Genomic DNA, 16,458 nt, shown 5'->3' with positions numbered 1-16,458 from the left:
CCCCGGGGGCGGCCGGCCCGGGCCCCCCCGGGGGGGGGCGCGCCCCGCCCCCCCCCCCCCCCCCGGCCCCCCCGCCGGGCGGGGGGCCCCCGCCGCGGCGCGGGGCGGCCCTCAGCCGCCGGAGCTCTGGCTGCCGGAGGATCCGTCGGTGTAGCCGTCGAGGGCCCGGTCCCCGGCGCTGTCGGCCAGCCGCTGGACGTCCTCGGGGCTGAGCTTGGTGCCGTTGGCGGCGTCGATGACGGCCTGCTTCGCCCCGACCGCCGCGCCCTCGCGCCCCTCGGCGACGAAGTCGCGACCCTCCTGGTTGCCGTCCTCGGTGGTGTCGCGCTCGTTGGCCTTCACCACGCTGTCGGTGATCTGCTCGACGAGGAAGTCGGCCGCCTCGCCCGCCAGCGGGACCCGCTCGGTGGCCAGGCCGATGGTGGTGCTGAACGCCGTCTGCGCGTACCCGGCGTTCTTCTCCAGGGCCTCGTTGTACTCCTTGTCGGAGGACGCGTGCTCCTGGTGGACCTCGTCGATCCGGGCCTCGTTGAGGATGCCGCTGATGACGCCGCCGGCCCGGGAGGTGGAGTCGATCTCCGACTCCAGCCGGGCGAAGTCGGTCTGCCCGCTGTCGATGTGGCCGCGCACCACCGCGGTCGAGTACGCCTGGTTGGCGTTGACCACGGCGCCGTACGCGTCCGGGTCGCGGCCGAGCGCGTCGAGCAGGCCGCGGACCGGCGCCTCCTTGAGCCCGGCCGGGGCGCCGTTGACCGGCAGGTCGTCCTTGTGCGGGGAGAGCGCGCGCTGGGTGTCGCCCATGTAGTCGGCGGTCATGTGCCCGAGGCTGTCCCGCAGCGGCGCGAACTTGGCGTCCTCGCCCTTGAGGTCGTCGAGCACGCCGCCGTTGCCGTGGGTGCCGAAGGTCTGCACGACCCGGTTCATGACCTCGGCCTGGTCGGCGGTGTGCTTGGGCGCGACCCCCGAGTGGTCGTCGTACGGCCGGCCGGTGGTGGCCGCCTCCAGGGCGTGGCCGAGGGCGTCCGGACCGCTGCGCATGCCCTGCTGACGCAGTTCGTTCTTCTGCGAGACGGTGTCCGGCGTGTACTCCTTGTCGTGCGTGAAGTACGTCAGGTAGTCCGAGGGCTTGACCTTGCCGTTCGGGTTGACCGAGCCGTCGGTGTTGTACGCGGTCGGCTGGTCGTGGAAGAACTTGGTGGCCGCCTCCGGGCTGTGGCCGAGCGCCTCCAGTACGGCGGTGGTCGGCTCCCAGCCCGAACCGCCCTCCTGGCCGAGGAGGTTGTAGCCGCGCCGGTCGCTGCGCGGGCCCATCACCGGGGCCGGCCAGTACTTGTCGTCGGTGTCCAGCTGGGTGATGTGCTCGGCGATCGGGTTGAGGAAGTGCGGGTCGTAGTCGCCGGTCCGCAGGATGCCGGAGAGCACCTGGTAGCCGTAGGGCGAGTAGTCCAGGCCGCTCTGGCGGTACGGCTTGTCCCACATCGTCTCGGAGCCGGCCTTGCGCAGGTCGGCGGCCCACTGGTCGGACAGGTGGGGCTCGTTGGTGGTGCGGGTGGCGGTGGCCAGGTTGAGGCCGAGGTTCTTCTGCAGCTCCTGGTACTGCTTCCACCGGGCGTCGCTGGCGCCGTTGAACTGCTGCTCGTCGCCGACCATGCTGTTCCAGGCCTGCAGCGTCCCCTTCGGGCCGAGGTCCTGGTAGAAGCGGGTGGAGAACTTCGGGTCGTTCGCGTTGGCGGCCAGCAGCGAGTTGAGCTCGGTGAGTTCGGTGTCCGAGATCTTCCCGCCCTTGCTGGCGAGCTGGGCGGCCCGGATGCCGTCCGCCTCCGGTCCGCCGCCGACGGCCTTGGCGTTGAAGGACTTCACCTCGTCGGCGGAGGCGTCCGAGCGCAGCGCCCAGGCGGCGCGCTCGTCGGCGGCGGTGGCCTCCTGGACGGCCGCGTCGATCGCCTTGCGGGCCGCTTCGGCCTTGGTGCGGTTCTCGTCGTTGTAGGCGCGGCTGGCGTCCGGGTCGTGCCGGGTGGCGTTGTCGGCCGGCGGCCAGCTCACGGTGCCGTCGTCGGTGACGGTCAGTCCGGCGCCGCGGGCGTCCGCGACGGCCTTGTCCAGCTTGGCCTTGGCCGCCTGGAAGTCGTTCCCCGCGTCCTTGAGGATCGAGCCGATCGCGGTGGCCTCGGTGACGGCGGCGGTCAGCTGCTCGTTGGCCCGCTGGAGCTTGGGCCGGGCCTGGTCGGCGGTGGGGCCGCTCCAGTTGGCGGAGTTGACCTTGGCGATGACCGTGTTGTCCCAGTCCTCGTCCATCGCCTTCAGCTTCTTGGCGACGTCCTCCCAGGCGGTGGCGGCGGTGCCGAGGACGTCCAGCTTGGCGGTGCTCAGTTCGTGGAAGTCGACCATGTCGTCCGCCCCCTCAGCCCTTCATGTCGTGCTTGACGGCTGTTTCGTTGTTCCGGTAGTTCGTGGCGCTGTCCCGCAGGGCCTGGGTGAGCTCGCCGATGGTGCTGTTCAGGGCGGCGATCTGCTGGTCCCAGGTGGCGGCGGTCTGCGCGGCCGCCTTGCCGGTGCTCCAGTTGGCCAGCGAGGTGGCCACCTGGGTGGTCTCGTCGTCGGCGGCCCGGCCGTCCCCGTTGAGCCGGCCGTGGATCTGGTCCGACGAGTTGGCGGCGGAGTCCAGCGCCGCGGGGTCGACCCCGACGGTGCCGCCGTCGCCGGGGGCGTTCGCCGAGTTGATCCGGGTGCGGGCACCCTCCTGCTGCCTGGCCGCGGTGGTCAGGTTCCCGTCGGCGTCGTACGCCCAGGGGTTCATCATCCGGTCAAATGCGGTCGCGCGATCCGACATGGTGCTCTCGTCCCTCCCTGCCGGGCACTCTCCCCGGCGGCCCCCGTGTTAGGAATTCGCAAAGAATACAAGGGCGGTGGCGGGCCGGAACCCCTAGGGGATCATCGGGCGGATGTCATACCGCAGCAGCACGGGGCGTCGTCATTCGAGCTCATGGCCCGGACGGTCCGGCCGCACTACGGTGAGGGACGTGTCCACTGTCATCAAGACGGACGGCCTCACCAAGAGGTTCCCCCGGGTCACCGCCCTCGATCAGCTCACCGTAGAGGTGGAGCCCGGGGTGGTCGGCCTGGTGGGGGCGAATGGCGCGGGCAAGTCCACACTCATCAAGATCCTGCTCGGTCTGGCCCCGGCGACCTCCGGTACGGGGCGGGTCCTCGGCCTCGACATCGCCACCCAGGGCTGGCAGATCCGTGAGCAGGTCGGCTACATGCCCGAGCACGACTGCCTGCCGCCGGACGTCTCGGCGACGGAGTTCGTGGTGCACATGGCGCGGATGGCCGGGCTCCCGGCCGCCGCGGCCCGCGAGCGGACGGCCGACACGCTGCGGCACGTCGGGCTGTACGAGGAGCGGTACCGGCCGATGGGCGGGTACTCGACGGGCATGAAGCAGCGGGTCAAGCTGGCCCAGGCGCTGGTCCACGACCCGAAGCTGGTGCTGCTGGACGAGCCCACCAACGGGCTGGACCCGGTCGGCCGGGACGACATGCTGGCGCTGATCCGCCGGGTGCACACCGACTTCGGCATCTCGGTGCTGGTCACCACCCACCTGCTCGGCGAGCTGGAGCGGACCTGCGACCACCTGGTCATCATCGACGGGGGCAAGCTGCTGCGCTCCTCGTCGACCGCGTCGTTCACCGGAGTGACGGCGACCCTCGCGGTCGAGGTGACGGACTTCCCCGACGACCACACCCGCGACGCGAGCGCCGCCGTGCGCGAGCGGCTGACCGCCGCCGGGCTCGCGGTCGAGCCGGAGGGCGCGCGGCTCCTGCTGGTGCGCCTGGCCGGCGACGACACCTACGACACCATCCGCGACGCGGTCGCGGCCCTCGGCCTCGGGCTGGTCCGGCTGGAGCAGCGCCGCCACCGGGTCGCCGAGCTGTTCACGGAGACCAGCGGTCAGCAGAGCAAGGGAGGTCCCGCAGATGGCACTGCCCTCTGAGGCCAGGTCGCTCGACACCGGCGTCATCCACGACATCGGGTACCGCGGCTACGCCGGCCCCCGGCTCGGCCGGGCCTACGCCACCCGTTCGCTGTTCACCCAGAGCCTGCGCGCCGCGTACGGCCTCGGGCGCTCGGGCCGGTCCAAGGTGCTGCCGATGCTGCTGCTCGGTCTGGTCACCGCGCCGGCCGCGATCATGGTGGCGATCGCCCTCGTCCAGCGCCAGGACGAACTGCCGGTCGACTACCCGGAGTACCTGGGGATCGTGGGCCTGCTGGTCTCGATCTTCCTGGCCTCGCAGACGCCCGTGCTGCTCTCCCGGGACCTCCGCCACCACACCGTCCCGCTGTACTTCTCCCGCCCGATCACCCGGGCCGACTACGTCCGGGCCAAGTACGCCGCGATGGCCTGCGCCCAGCTGCTGCTGATGACGGCCCCGCTGCTGGTGCTCTACGTCGGCGCGCTGCTCGGCGGGCTGGACTTCGGGCACAACACCGCGCACGTCCTCTACGGCCTGGTCACCGCCGTGCTGTACGCCCTGGTGCCCACCTCGGTCGCGCTGGTGATCGCCGCCACCACGCCGCGCCGCGGCTTCGGGGTGGCCGCGATCATGGGCTACCTGGCGATCAGCACCGCCGTGGTCGGCGTCGTCAGCGGCATCAGCTCGGAAGGCCGGGCCGGCCTGCCGGACTCCGCGCAGTGGACGGCCCTGCTCGCGCCGAACGAGCTGGTGGAGAGCCTGGTGAACCAGCTCTTCGACCTCGGCAGCGGGCCGGACCGGCTGCACGCGCCCGGCGCCCTCGGCGTGGTGGTCTTCGCCGCCACCGCCGCCGCGATGGTGGCCGGCTCGTACGCGCTGCTGCTGCGCCGCTACCGCAACATCTGACAACGCAGGATCTGAGAGGGCGTCATGGCCACCATCACCATCGACAAGGTCTCCCGCTGGTTCGGCAACGTGGTCGCCGTCAACGACGTCAGCATGGCGATCGGTCCCGGCGTCACCGGCCTGCTGGGGCCCAACGGCGCGGGCAAGTCGACCCTCATCCACATGATGAGCGGCTTCCTCGCCCCCTCCACCGGAGCGGTCACCCTGGACGGCGCGCCGATCTGGCGCAACCAGCAGGTGTACCGGCAGATCGGGCTGGTCCCCGAGCGGGAGTCGATGTACGACTACCTGACCGGTTGGGAGTTCGTGCTGGCCAACGCCGAGCTGCACGGCCTCGCCGACCCGGCCGCGGCGGCCCGGCGGGCGCTGTCCCTGGTGGAGATGGAGTACGCCCAGGACCGGAAGACCGGGACGTACTCCAAGGGCATGAAGCAGCGCGTCAAGATGGCCTCGGCGCTGGTCCACGACCCCGCCGTGCTGCTGCTCGACGAGCCGTTCAACGGCATGGACCCGCGCCAGCGGCTGCAGCTGATGGAGCTGCTGCGCCGGTTCGGCGCCGACGGCCGCACGGTGCTCTTCTCCTCGCACATCCTGGAGGAGGTCGAGCAGCTGGCCCGGCACATCGAGGTCGTGGTGGCCGGCCGGCACGCCGCCTCCGGGGACTTCCGCCGGATCCGCCGGCTGATGACCGACCGGCCGCACCGCTACCTGGTCCGCTCCAGCGACGACCGCCGGCTGGCCGCCGCGCTGATCGCGGACCCGTCGACGGCCGGCATCGAGCTGGACGTGCCGGGCCCGGACGCCAGGGCGGCGGCGGGCGAGGCGGGCGGGCTGCGGATCCAGGCGGTCAACTTCCAGGGCTTCACCACCCTGCTGCCCAAGGTCGCCCAGCAGGCCGGCGTCCGGCTGTACACCGTCGCCCCGGCCGACGAGTCGCTGGAGAGCGTCTTCTCCTACCTCGTCTCCGCGTAGCTCCACCCCCGGAACCGGACCCCAGGAAGGCCGACCCACCATGAACCCGACCGTCGCCAGGCTGACGCTGCGCGGCCTGCTGGGCCGCCGCCGCGGCGTCCTGCTGCTGGTGGTCCCCGCCCTGCTGCTGCTCGTCTCGGCGATCGCCAGCGGCTCCAGCGGGGACAAGCACGACCTGACCGTCAAGATCCTCGGGCAGCTGGGCCTCGGCACGCTGCTGCCGATCCTCGGCCTGGTCGTCGGCACCGGCGCCATCGCCACCGAGATCGACGACGGCTCGATCGTCTACCTGCTCGCCAAGCCGCTGCCCCGCTGGAAGATCATCACCACCAAGCTGGCGGTGGCGGTCGGCACCACCTGGGTGTTCTCGGCGGTCCCGATCCTGCTGGCCGGCCTGCTGCTGTACGGCACCGAGGACGGCCTGGCGCTCGGCTACACCGTCGCCGCGCTGGTGGCCGGTGCCGCGTACAGCGCGCTGTTCCTGCTGCTCGGCGTCGTCACCCGGCACGCCGTGGTGGCCGGGCTGGTCTACGCGCTGATCTGGGAGTCCCTGATCGGCAACTTCGTGAAGGGCGCCAGGACGCTCAGCGTCCAGCAGTGGGGGCTGTCGGTGGCCGAGGCGGTGGCCGGCGAGGGCGCGATCACCGCGGACGTCGCGCTCGGGGTGGCCGTCCCGCTGCTGCTGGTCCTCACCGTGGCGGCGACGCTGCTCGCCTCGGTGAAGCTGGCCGGCCTGACCCTGGCCGCCGAGGAGTAGCGGGCCCGGCCGGCCGCGGGGCGGGCCCGCGGCCGGCACCGGGCCTCAGAGCGTCCGGTCGCGGCCCGCGCCCCAGCCGGCCACGGCGGCGACCGCCGCCAGCACCAGCATCAGCAGCAGCGGGACGTTCCAGCCGCCGGTCAGCTGGTGCAGGGCCCCGGCGCCGACCGGTCCGGCCGCGGCCACCAGGTAGCCGACCGCCTGCGACATGCCGCCCAGCTGGGCGGCACTGGCCGCGCTGTCGGTGCGCAGCACGATGAAGGCGAGCGCGAGGCCGAGCGAGCCGCCCTGGGCGATGCCCAGGATGGTGGCCGACACCCAGGCCCCGGGCACCGGCGAGACCAGCAGGATCGTGATGCCGACCGCGTTCAGCACGGCCATCACCACGGCCAGCGTCCGCTGCCGGGTCATCCGGCCGGCCATCAGCGGCACCAGGAAGGCCCCGGCCACCTGGACCAGGTTGGAGAAGGCGAAGACCAGACCGGCCTCGCTCCGGTCCATCCCGTGGTCGGCCAGGATGGTCGGCATCCAGGCCACCAGGGTGTAGACCAGCAGCGACGAGATGCCCATGAAGAGGCTGATCTGCCAGGCCAGCGGCGAGCGCCAGACCCCCTCGATCGGCCGGCCGGCGGGAGCCGCCGCCACCGCCGCCTTCTCCTGGCGCGAGCGCAGCACCTGCGGCAGCCAGGCGACGGCGGCGATCAGGGCCAGCAGCGACCAGGCGCCAAGCGAGGCCCGCCAGCCGCCGCCGAGGGCGTGCTCCAGGGGCACCGAGGTGCCCGCCGCGAGGGTGGCGCCGACCAGCATGGTGGTCGAGTAGACGCCGGTCATGGTCGCCGCCCGGCCCGGGAACTCGCGCTTGACCAGGCCCGGCATCGAGACGTTCAGCACCGCGATCGCGATCCCGATCACCACGCAGCCGGCGTACAGCGCGGCCACCGAGGGCAGCACCCGCAGCAGCACGCCCGCGCCGAGCACCAGCACCGCGCCCAGCACCACCCGCTCGGTGCCGAACCGCCTGGTCAGCCGGGGGGTGAGCGGGGCGCCGGCGCCCTGGAAGAGCACCGGGACGGTGGTGATCAGACCGCTCGCCGTCGCGGAGAGTCCGAAGGTGTGCTGGATCTCGCCGACCATCGGCGAGATCGCCGCCAGGCAGGCCCGCATGTTGAGGGCGACCAGCACGATGCCGGTCAGCAGCAGGGCGGGGTGGGCCAGCCGGGTGCGGACGGGGAGCGGGGCGGGAACGAGGACCGGCTGCTGGGCACGGGTGACGGCCATGGGACGTGCTGCTCTTTCGTGGAAACGGGGGACGGACGCGGGAGGGCGGCGGCGGGTGCCGCCTACTTCCGGGCCGCGATGGCGGCGAGGAGCTGCTCGACGGCCGCGGTGGGCTCGGCGAGCAGCGTCCGACACGCGGCCTCGGCGCGGTCCGGGTCACCGCTCTCGATCGCGTCCACCAGCGCCGCGTGGGTGGCCACGACCACCTCGGGCATCTCGTGGTCCCCGAAGGCCGTCCGCATCGACTCCCGCACCGAGGCGCCGAAGTAGCGGTACACCTCGGTGAGCGCGGGGTTGTGCGCGGCCTCGACCACGGCGGTGTGGAACTCCAGGTCGTGCTCGACGGTGGCCTCGCGGCCGGCCCGCTCCGGGTGCGCCGCGATCACCTCCGCCTCGCGGGCCAGCGCGGCCCGCATCCGGACGATGTCCTCGGGCGTGTGCCGCAGCGCCGCCAGCCGGGCGCCCTCGGCCTCCAGCGCCGCCCGGACCTCCAGGACGTCCCGGACGCCGGAGCGCTGCACGCCCCGCAGGACGGAGGCCGGGTCGCTGGTGCTGCGCACGAAGGTGCCCTCGCCCTGCCGGGTGGCCAGCATCCCGGCGTGCACCAGCACCCGGATCGCCTCCCGCACGGTGTTCCGTCCGACCTGCAGCCGCTCGGCCAGCTCGTGCTCGGTGGGGATCCGCGAGCCGACCGGCCAGCTGCCGGCGGCGAGCTGCTCGCGCAGCTGGTCGATGGCGGTGTCCACCAGGGAGCGCCGGCCGGCGGCCTGCAAGGTGTCCTCGCTGTGGCCGGATGCGGTCATGGCGGAGCTCCCCTCTGCGCGTCGATCTGCGGTCATCGGTCATCCTACAACCGCTTGCCCGGTCATCCTACAACTGGCTCGCACCTGCGCGGGGGAACCGTCCGGGCCGTCCTGGCGTTCCTCCCGACGACTTCGGTCCACCCCTATTTCGAGGAGAGCGCCCCCATGGTGTTCAAGAAGCTGCTCGGTGCCCTGGGCGTCGGCGGTCCCGGCGTCGACACCGTCCTGACCACGCCGGTCGTGCAGCCCGGCGGCACCCTGCACGGAACGGTCGAGCTGACCGGCGGGACGGTCGAGGCGGACATCCGGGGGATCACGCTGACCCTGGTCGCCCGGGTGGAGATCGAGCACGAGGAGGGGGAGAGCACCGGCCTCTACCCGTTCGCGCGGTTCTCCGTCACCGCGCCGCTGGTGCTGGCGCCCGGCGAGAACCGGTCGATCCCGTTCGCCGTCCAGGTGCCGTTCGAGGCCCCGGTCACCGTCGTCGCCGGGCAGCACCTGCACGGCATGCAGCTCGGCGTGCGGACGGAGGTCGACATCGCGGGCGCGCTCGACAAGGGCGACTCCGACCCGCTGGAGATCGAGCCGCTGGCGGTGCAGCGCCGGATCCTGGACTCGCTGCTGCAGCTCGGCTTCCGGTTCCGCTCGGCCGACCTGGAGGCCGGCCACATCCGGGGCACCGGCCAGACGCTGCCGTTCTACCAGGAGATCGAGTTCTCCGCCGCGCCGCAGTACGCGCACGCCTGCAACTCGCTGGAGGTCAGCTTCGTCACCACCGCGCAGCGGGTCGAGGTGGTGCTGGAGGCGGACAAGCGCGGCGGCCTCTTCGGCCACGGCGGCGGCGACGTCATCCGCACCCACGTGGTCGAGCACGGCCAGGCCGACCAGGACCTCACCGCGCTGGTCGACGGCTGGATCCGGGCCGCGCTCTGACGGCCGCGCCGCCGGCCCCGGGGCGTCCGGGGGCCGGCGGCGGGTCCGCGGCGGCTAGCCGTAGGAGACGTTGCTGCAGATGTCGTCGTCGGCCGAGCGGGCCTCGTTGACCACCTCGGTGGGCAGCGGGGCCGGCACGTTGGGCGTGGCGCCGGTCGCGGCCGGGTTGGCCGCGGCGTAGTCCTTGCCGAGGACGAGGCTGATGCCGGCTGCCGAGGTGGGCGTCAGCTCGGCGCCCGGGAACATCGCCGCGATCCGCTCCGCGTTGGCCTTCTGCCCGGAGCCGTACTCCACCGTGGTGGTCGCCTTGTTGGTGTTCTTGGCGGTGGTGGTACCGGTGACGGTGACCTTGTTGGTCTTGAGCGTCTCGGCCGCCTTGGCGGCCAGCCCGGTGACGGTGGTGCCGTTGTAGACCGCGACCTTCACCGGTGGGCCGTCCACCGCGGTCGGCGAGGGAGCGGCCGGCGTGGTCTCGGCGGGGGCCGGGGTCTGCGGCGCGTCCTCCTGCTTGCCGGTGGCGTCCTCGCCGTCGATGGTGCGGTCGGCCTGCAGGGTCTTCCAGAGGTTGTCGACGGCCGGGTGGACCAGGTCGATCCGGGGGCCGTTGTAGCGCCACGGCGTGGTCAGGAACTTGACGTCGTGCAGGTCGATGTTCTTCATCGACAGCGCGAAGTCCATCAGCTTCTTGGCCGAGTCCAGCCCGGGGTCGACCGTCATCGACTTGGTGGCCGCGTCGGCCAGCGGCAGCAGCGTGGTCGGGTTCAGGCCCTCGCCCTTGACCTTGGCCATCAGCGAGGACAGGAAGGCCTGCTGGCGCTTCATCCGGCCGACGTCGGACTCGTCGCCGATGCCGTGCCGCAGCCGGACGTAGTCCAGCGCCTTCTGACCGGAGAGCTTCTGCTTCCCCTTGGGCAGGACGACCTTGCCCTTCTTGCCCAGGTGGGGGTTGAGGTGCCCCTCGTAGATGTCGTTCGGCAGGCAGACGTCGACGCCGCCGACGGCCTCGGTCATCGCCGCGAAGCCCTCGAAGTTCACCTCGATGGTGTGGTCGACCCGGATGCCGGTGAGCTTCTCCACGGTGTTCTGGGTGCAGGCCGGGTTGCCGGCCTCGCTGTTGCCCACCGAGAACGCCGAGTTGAACATCTGCCCCGGCGACTCCTTGGTCCACTTGCCGTTCGGCAGCTTGCAGGCCGGGATGGTCACCAGCGCGTCGCGCGGGATCGAGATGCCCACCGCGTGCTTGTGGTCCGCGTAGACGTGCAACAGGATCGTGGTGTCCGAGCGGGCACCGTCCTCGTTGCCGCCGCCGAGGTCGCTGTTCTTGCCGGCCCGCGAGTCGGAGCCGATCAGCAGGATGTTGACGGGCTTGTTGCCGTTGGCGTCGGCGACCGCCTCGGGCGGGCGGTCGGTGGAGATCGCGTCCGCGTCGAAGGACTTGATGTTGCCGTTCAGCTTGTAGTAGATCGCGCCGCCGGTGCCCGCCAGCGCCACCAGGACGCCGGCCACCGACCAGGCCACGATCTTCTTGGTGTTCCGTTTCGGCTTGCGGCTGTTGCGCGCGGCCGCGCGGCCGCCCGTCGCGGTGCCCTCGGCCTTCCCGTCCTCGGACGACCGCCCGCCGTCGCCCTTGCCGCGGCCGCCGCCCTTGCCCTGGGCGGCCCGCCGGGCCTCCGCCCGGCCGCCGGGCCGGGGCGCGGGCACCCGGGCGTCGTCCGCCGGTCCGTCGGTGCCGGCGCCGCCGCGTGAACCGCCGGCCCGCGGGGTGCCGGCCGCGCGTGCGGCGCCGGTGCCGCGGGGGCCGTTCGCGGCGCGCCGCCGGCCTTCCGCCCCCGACGTGCTCTCGTCCCACTGGCCTGACATGCGCGTACCTCTCAGCGGCGGAAGCAGCAATCCTGTACGTGTCCGGCGGGCACGGCCCGGGTGGGCCGGGACAACCGCACAGGAGCACCGCACCGGGAGACGCGGAGCTTCAGCGGAGCATACAAACTCTTTCTTTCACGGTCAGCATCCGGGTGCCGTCGGGCGGCCCGTCCGGTGCTCAGTGCCGCGGGTAGAGCCGCTCCAGGACGACGGCGACGCCGTCCTCGTCGTTGCCGACGGTGACCTCGTCGGCGACCGCCAGCAGCTCCGGGTGCGCGTTGGCCATCGCGACGCCGTGCGCGGCCCAGCCGAACATCGGCACGTCATTGGGCATGTCGCCGAAGGCGATGGTGTCGGCGGCCCGCAGGCCCAGGCGGCGGGCGGCGACGGCCAGGCCGGTGGCCTTGGAGAGGCCCAGCGGGAGCAGTTCGACGATGCCGGCGCCCGACATCACCACGCCGACCAGGTCGCCGGCGACCCGGCGGGCGGTCTCGGCGAGCGCGTCGTCGGTGAGCCCGCGGCACTGGATGTAGAGCTTGCTGAGCGGGGCGGCGAGCAGCTCGCCCTTGTCGACCCGGACCACCGGCAGGTCGGAGCCGATCAGGAGTTCGTAGCCGGGACCGGCCAGGACGTCGCCCTCCAGGCCGTCCTGGTTGGCGGCGACGGCGAGCGGGCCGGTCTCCGCCTCTATCTTGGCGATCGCCAGCGCGGCCAGCCTGCGGTCCAGGGTGAGCGAGGTGAGCAGCTTGTGCGCCCCCGCGTCGTAGACCTGCGCGCCCTGGCCGCAGACCGCTATGCCCCGGTAGCCGATCTCGTCGAAGACCGGCCGGGCCCAGGCGGCCGAGCGGCCGGTGACGACGATGTGCACCGCTCCGGCGCCGGTGGCGGCGGCCAGCGCGGTGCGGGTGCGCGCGGAGACGGTCTCCTGGCTGGTGAGCAGGGTGCCGTCGAGGTCGGTGGCGACCAGCCGGAAGGGCAGGTCGCCACCGGCGCCGGGGGAGACGGGGCTGGGGCTGGTACTGCTCATGGGCCGTGCGTCTCCCGGGAGTTGCATTCGGGCGGTGGTGCGGTGGGCGTTACTTGACCGGGGGCAGGACGGAACGCCCGCCGATGAACGGCCGCAGCGCCTCCGGGACCACCACCGAGCCGTCGGCCTGCTGGTGGTTCTCCAGGATCGCCACGATGGTGCGCGGAACGGCGACCAGGGTGCCGTTCAGCGTGGCCAGCGGGCGGACCTTGCCCTCCTCGCGCATCCGGATGGAGAGCCGGCGCGACTGGTACTCGGTCGTGTTGGAGGTCGAGGTGACCTCGCGGTACTTGCCCTGGGTCGGGATCCACGCCTCGATGTCGAACTTGCGCGCGGCCGAGGAGCCGAGGTCGCCGGAGGCGACGTCGATCACCCGGTAGGGCAGCTCCAGGGCGTTCAGGAAGTCCTTCTCCCACTGCAGCAGCCGGCGGTGCTCCTGCTCGGCGTCCTCGGGCGTGGTGAAGACGAACATCTCCACCTTCTCGAACTGGTGGACGCGGATGATGCCGCGGGTGTCCTTGCCGTAGGTGCCGGCCTCGCGGCGGAAGCAGGACGAGTAGCCGGCGTAGCGCAGCGGCAGCTTGTCCGCGTCGATGATCTCGTCCATGTGGTACGCCGCGAGCGGGACCTCGCTGGTGCCGACGAGGTAGCGCTCCTCCTCTTCGAGGAAGTACACGTTCTCGGCGGCCTGGCCGAGGAAGCCGGTGCCGTCCATGGCGGCCGGGCGGACCAGGGCCGGGGTGATCATCGGGGTGAAGCCGGCCGCGGTGGCCTGGGTGATCGCCATGTTGACCAGGGCGAGCTCCAGCAGCGCGCCGACACCGGTCAGGTAGTAGGACCGAGCGCCGGCGACCTTGGCGCCGCGCTCGGTGTCGATCGCGCCGAGGATCTGCCCCAGCTCGACGTGGTCACGGGGCTCGAAGCCCTCGGCGGCGAAGTCGCGCGGAGTGCCGATCTCCTCCAGCGTGACGAAGTCCTCCTCGCCGCCGACCGGGGCGGCCGGGTCGATGAGGTTCGCCAGCGAGCGGAGCAGGCGCTCGGCCTCCTCCTTGGCCACGCCCTGTTCGGCGTCGGCGGCCTTGACCTCCTCGGCGAGCGCCTTGGTGCGCTGCAGCAGGGCGGTCTTCTCCTCGCCCTGGGCCTTGGCGACCTGCTTGCCGAGCGTCTTCTGCTCGTTGCGGAGCTCGTCGAAGCGACTGCCCGAGGACCGCCGCCGTTCGTCGGCGGAGAGGAGGGCGTCGACCAGGTCGACGTCCTCGCCACGGACGCGCTGCGAGGCGCGCACTCGGTCAGGGTCCTCACGGAGCAGGCGAAGGTCAATCACGGGGCCAAGCCTACCGGGCGGGGGCCCGTCCACCGGTAGCGGATTTCCCCTGGGGATAACTCGCCCCATCCTGTGGATAACTCCTGTGGGCAAGCGCCGGGGGGTGAGTTATCCACAGGTGGATCGGGTGGGCTGTGGATGGCCGGGAGCCGGGCGGGGAGAGAGGCCGCAACCTAGGAATTGAGGCTTCAAACCTCATTTGACCTTCCCGGGTGAGGGAATTAAAGCACTCAGACGGGTGATTTGCTGGCACACGGGTGACTCTGGTCCGATTAGTCATCTCTGCGCCGCTAACCGGTGTTCCGACCGAAACGGCCGATGGCTATACCGGTTTGTCGACTCGTCCCCAGGTCTGTGGATAACTTTCGGCTGTGGACAGCCGCCGGGCCTGTGGACAGCCGGTTCCGCCGCTGCGTAGCCTGTGGACGACGGGTGCGGTCACCCGCCCCGGTGGCTGAGTTCAGTCGAAAACAGTCAAGAAAGAACAGGAAAACGAAAGACGGCGATCAAATGTCCGGGCGGCCCGGGTCACCCGGATGCCGCAGCCGGCCGCGCCGCCCCGCAGGCCCCGGACAACCGGAGCCGGGTACCCCGGTCGCTCCCTTCGCCCCCGCGGCGGCCCCCGCGGCCCCGCGCGTCTCAGATGTCGCCGCGCCCGTCGAGGCAGCGGGAGAGCCAGTCGGCCGCCGCGCCGAAGTCGGCGTCCGAGGTGCCCGGCCGCCGGTGCTTGGTGACCTGCCGGTCGGCGCGCGGATAGGAGCCGAGGAAGCGCACCTGCGGGCAGATCCGCTTGAGGCCCATCAGCGCCTCGCTCACCCGGCGGTCGGCGAGGTGGCCCTCGCAGTCGATCAGGAAGCAGTAGCTGCCGAGCCCCTCACCGGTCGGGCGGGACTCGATCCGCATCAGGTTGACCCCGCGCACCGCGAACTCCTGGAGCAGCTCCAGCAGCGCGCCCGGGTGGTCGTCCGGCAGCCAGACCACCATCGAGGTCTTGTCCGCCCCGGTCGGCGAGGAGACCCGACCCGGCCGGCCCACCAGGATGAAGCGGGTGGTCGCGTTCTGCGCGTCGGCGATGTCCTTGACCAGCGGGTCCAGGCCGTAGATCGGCGCCGCGAACTCGCCCGCGAAGGCGCCGTCGAACCGCTCCTCGGCGACCAGCCGGGCGCCGTCGGCGTTGGAGGCCGAGGACTCCCAGCGGGCGTCCGGCAGGTTGGCGGCCAGCCAGCGGCGCACCTGCGGCTGGGCGACGGGGTGGCTGGTGACGGTCTTGATGTCGCCCAGTTCGGTGCCGGGCCGCACCAGCAGCGCGAAGGAGATCGGCAGCAGCACCTCCCGGTAGATCATCAGCGGGGTGCCGGCGGCCAGTTCGTCGTTGGTCGCGGTGACGGCGCCCTCGACGGAGTTCTCGATCGGCACGAACGCGCCCGAGGCCTCGCCCGCGCGCACCGCGTCCAGCACCAGCGGCACCGAGGCCAGCGGCACCAGCTCCCGGGTCGCCGCCTCCGGCAGGGTGCGCAGGGCCGCCTCCGTGAAGGTGCCCGCCGGGCCGAGGTAGGTGTAGCGGGTGGCCGACATGCCGCCTCCATGCGAAAGGGTTACCGAGCAGATCACCTTAGTCACTTCGCCCGCCTCCCACCGCCGCGTTCCGGTCCGTGGGAATCCCGGGCGGGCGGCCGGCCCGGGCGCGGGGAGGTGCCCCGGCCCCCGGCCGGCCGCTACTCCAGCAGCGTCTGCCCCACGTAGCCGCCCTCCGGCGCGCCGGGCGGCACGGCGTACAGCCCGCTCGCCTCGTGCCGCAGGAAGCGGGAGAGGCCGTCGCCCCGGGAGAGCTTGCGCTGCACCGGGGTGAAGCCCCGGCCCGGGTCGGCCTGGAACGCGAGGAAGAGCAGCCCGGCGTCCGGCGAGCCGTCGGCCAGCAGGCCGTCGTGGTAGGAGAAGCCCCGCCGCAGCATCGCCGCCCCGCCGTTGGCGGCCGGTGCGGCGACCCGGATGTGCGCGTCGGCGGGGACGGCCAGGGTGCCGTCCGCCGTCTGCGCCGTGAGGTCCACCGGCGTGGTCTCGCCGGCGGAGGCGGGCGCGGAGAGCGGCGCGCCGTCCGTCTTGCGGCGGCCGATCACCCGCTCCTGGCGGTCCACCGGCAGTGCCTCCCAGGAGTCCAGCAGCATCCGGATCCGCCGGAACACCAGGTACGAGCCGCCGTTCAGCCAGGCGCTCCGCTCGTCACCGGCGGCGCAGAACACCTTGCCGGCGAAGCCGTCCTCACCGGGCCGGGGGTTGTTGGTGCCGTCGATCTGGCCCATCAGGTTGCGCCCGGTCATCGGCCGCGCGGTGGCGCCGGGCGTCCGGGCGAAGCCGGCCGCCTGCCAGCGCAGCGCCGCGGTGCCGGCCGCCCGGCGCTGGAGCACCCGCAGGGCGTGCACGGCGACCAGCGCGTCGTCGGCGCCGATCTGGACGAAGAGGTCGCCGTCACCGCGGGCCGGGTCCAGCGCGTCCGCCGGGAAGGCGGGCAGCGGCTCCAGCGCCGCCGGGCGGCGGTCGGGGTGGGCATCACCGGCGTCCCCGGTGTCGGCAAGTCGACCTTCATCGACGCCTTCGGCACCCGGCTCACCGCCCTCGGGCACAAGGT

The 16,458-nt window shown here is 72.7% G+C and carries 14 protein-coding genes and 1 pseudogene; 6 read left to right on the top strand and 9 right to left on the bottom strand.

Annotated elements, in window-relative coordinates:
* Nucleotides 1-111: 111 nt before the first annotated feature.
* Together ABT263_RS36755 and ABT263_RS36750 are read right to left on the bottom strand one after the other, a co-directional pair.
* On the bottom strand, nucleotides 112-2,388 hold the full coding sequence (locus ABT263_RS36755) for a hypothetical protein (RefSeq protein WP_352297744.1): 2,277 nt from the start codon (nucleotides 2,386-2,388) through the stop codon (nucleotides 112-114).
* A 13-nt stretch (nucleotides 2,389-2,401) separates the two neighbouring features.
* Complete coding sequence (locus ABT263_RS36750; RefSeq protein WP_352297741.1) at nucleotides 2,402-2,830, bottom strand: hypothetical protein; 429 nt, start codon at nucleotides 2,828-2,830, stop codon at nucleotides 2,402-2,404.
* 190 nt (nucleotides 2,831-3,020) lie between these two features.
* Here ABT263_RS36750 and ABT263_RS36745 point away from each other — a divergent pair, with 190 nt between their 5' ends.
* From ABT263_RS36745 to ABT263_RS36730, 4 genes are read left to right on the top strand one after another with little or no spacing between them, the layout of a single operon-like run.
* On the top strand, nucleotides 3,021-3,992 hold the full coding sequence (locus tag ABT263_RS36745; protein ID WP_352297739.1) for an ABC transporter ATP-binding protein: 972 nt from the start codon (nucleotides 3,021-3,023) through the stop codon (nucleotides 3,990-3,992).
* On the top strand, nucleotides 3,976-4,878 hold the full coding sequence (locus tag ABT263_RS36740) for an ABC transporter permease (RefSeq protein ID WP_329488932.1): 903 nt from the start codon (nucleotides 3,976-3,978) through the stop codon (nucleotides 4,876-4,878). The genes ABT263_RS36745 and ABT263_RS36740 overlap by 17 nt, the downstream gene beginning before the upstream one ends.
* Before the next feature lie 24 nt (nucleotides 4,879-4,902).
* Nucleotides 4,903-5,850, top strand: coding sequence for an ABC transporter ATP-binding protein (locus tag ABT263_RS36735; protein ID WP_352297736.1), 948 nt, complete (start codon nucleotides 4,903-4,905; stop codon nucleotides 5,848-5,850).
* Nucleotides 5,851-5,890: 40 nt separating this feature from the next.
* Complete coding sequence (locus tag ABT263_RS36730; RefSeq protein WP_352297734.1) at nucleotides 5,891-6,607, top strand: ABC transporter permease; 717 nt, start codon at nucleotides 5,891-5,893, stop codon at nucleotides 6,605-6,607.
* 45 nt (nucleotides 6,608-6,652) lie between these two features.
* Here the strand turns inward: ABT263_RS36730 and ABT263_RS36725 are convergent, their stop codons facing one another.
* Both ABT263_RS36725 and ABT263_RS36720 read right to left on the bottom strand, forming a co-directional pair.
* Entirely contained in the window at nucleotides 6,653-7,885 is a 1,233-nt protein-coding gene (locus tag ABT263_RS36725; RefSeq protein ID WP_352297732.1) for a CynX/NimT family MFS transporter, read from the bottom strand.
* Between the two features lie 62 nt (nucleotides 7,886-7,947).
* Nucleotides 7,948-8,688, bottom strand: coding sequence for a FadR/GntR family transcriptional regulator (locus ABT263_RS36720; RefSeq protein WP_329488936.1), 741 nt, complete (start codon nucleotides 8,686-8,688; stop codon nucleotides 7,948-7,950).
* A 165-nt stretch (nucleotides 8,689-8,853) separates the two neighbouring features.
* Here ABT263_RS36720 and ABT263_RS36715 point away from each other — a divergent pair, with 165 nt between their 5' ends.
* A complete protein-coding gene (locus tag ABT263_RS36715; protein ID WP_352297729.1) occupies nucleotides 8,854-9,621 on the top strand; it encodes a sporulation protein in 768 nt (255 codons plus the stop codon).
* 54 nt (nucleotides 9,622-9,675) lie between these two features.
* Here the strand turns inward: ABT263_RS36715 and ABT263_RS36710 are convergent, their stop codons facing one another.
* The 5 genes from ABT263_RS36710 to ABT263_RS36690 form a co-directional block, all read right to left on the bottom strand.
* On the bottom strand, nucleotides 9,676-11,481 hold the full coding sequence (locus ABT263_RS36710; RefSeq protein WP_352297727.1) for an LCP family protein: 1,806 nt from the start codon (nucleotides 11,479-11,481) through the stop codon (nucleotides 9,676-9,678).
* Between the two features lie 178 nt (nucleotides 11,482-11,659).
* A complete protein-coding gene (locus ABT263_RS36705; protein ID WP_352297725.1) occupies nucleotides 11,660-12,508 on the bottom strand; it encodes an HAD family hydrolase in 849 nt (282 codons plus the stop codon).
* A gap of 49 nt (nucleotides 12,509-12,557) precedes the next feature.
* Complete coding sequence (serS, locus tag ABT263_RS36700) at nucleotides 12,558-13,832, bottom strand: serine--tRNA ligase (protein ID WP_352297723.1); 1,275 nt, start codon at nucleotides 13,830-13,832, stop codon at nucleotides 12,558-12,560.
* A 639-nt stretch (nucleotides 13,833-14,471) separates the two neighbouring features.
* Entirely contained in the window at nucleotides 14,472-15,407 is a 936-nt protein-coding gene (gene pheA / locus ABT263_RS36695; protein WP_329488941.1) for a prephenate dehydratase, read from the bottom strand.
* 140 nt (nucleotides 15,408-15,547) lie between these two features.
* The gene (locus tag ABT263_RS36690) at nucleotides 15,548-16,318 is read right to left on the bottom strand and encodes a Dyp-type peroxidase (RefSeq protein WP_502885926.1); all 771 of its coding nucleotides are present in this window, start codon (nucleotides 16,316-16,318) and stop codon (nucleotides 15,548-15,550) included.
* Between ABT263_RS36690 and ABT263_RS38995 the strand changes: the two are divergent.
* Nucleotides 16,229-16,458, top strand: a pseudogene (locus tag ABT263_RS38995) (methylmalonyl Co-A mutase-associated GTPase MeaB); the annotation flags it as partial. The gene ABT263_RS36690 and the pseudogene ABT263_RS38995 overlap by 90 nt on opposite strands.

Source organism: Kitasatospora sp. NPDC001603, assembly GCF_040298365.1.
In the GTDB taxonomy this organism is placed as follows: Bacteria; Actinomycetota; Actinomycetes; order Streptomycetales; family Streptomycetaceae; genus Kitasatospora.
The sequence above is the reverse complement of the archived record's forward strand: the minus strand, read 5'-3'. Positions and strand labels throughout refer to the sequence as shown.

Bases quoted from the DNA above. Each gene is read 5' to 3' on its own strand.
- ABT263_RS36755 (WP_352297744.1), bottom strand. From the start codon at position 2,388: ATGGTCGACTTCCACGAACTGAGCACCGCCAAGCTGGACGTCCTCGGC.
- ABT263_RS36750 (WP_352297741.1), bottom strand. From the start codon at position 2,830: ATGTCGGATCGCGCGACCGCATTTGACCGGATGATGAACCCCTGGGCG.
- ABT263_RS36740 (WP_329488932.1), top strand. From the start codon at position 3,976: ATGGCACTGCCCTCTGAGGCCAGGTCGCTCGACACCGGCGTCATCCAC.
- ABT263_RS36735 (WP_352297736.1), top strand. From the start codon at position 4,903: ATGGCCACCATCACCATCGACAAGGTCTCCCGCTGGTTCGGCAACGTG.
- ABT263_RS36730 (WP_352297734.1), top strand. From the start codon at position 5,891: ATGAACCCGACCGTCGCCAGGCTGACGCTGCGCGGCCTGCTGGGCCGC.
- ABT263_RS36725 (WP_352297732.1), bottom strand. From the start codon at position 7,885: ATGGCCGTCACCCGTGCCCAGCAGCCGGTCCTCGTTCCCGCCCCGCTC.
- ABT263_RS36720 (WP_329488936.1), bottom strand. From the start codon at position 8,688: ATGACCGCATCCGGCCACAGCGAGGACACCTTGCAGGCCGCCGGCCGG.
- ABT263_RS36715 (WP_352297729.1), top strand. From the start codon at position 8,854: ATGGTGTTCAAGAAGCTGCTCGGTGCCCTGGGCGTCGGCGGTCCCGGC.
- ABT263_RS36710 (WP_352297727.1), bottom strand. From the start codon at position 11,481: ATGTCAGGCCAGTGGGACGAGAGCACGTCGGGGGCGGAAGGCCGGCGG.
- ABT263_RS36705 (WP_352297725.1), bottom strand. From the start codon at position 12,508: ATGAGCAGTACCAGCCCCAGCCCCGTCTCCCCCGGCGCCGGTGGCGAC.
- pheA (WP_329488941.1), bottom strand. From the start codon at position 15,407: ATGTCGGCCACCCGCTACACCTACCTCGGCCCGGCGGGCACCTTCACG.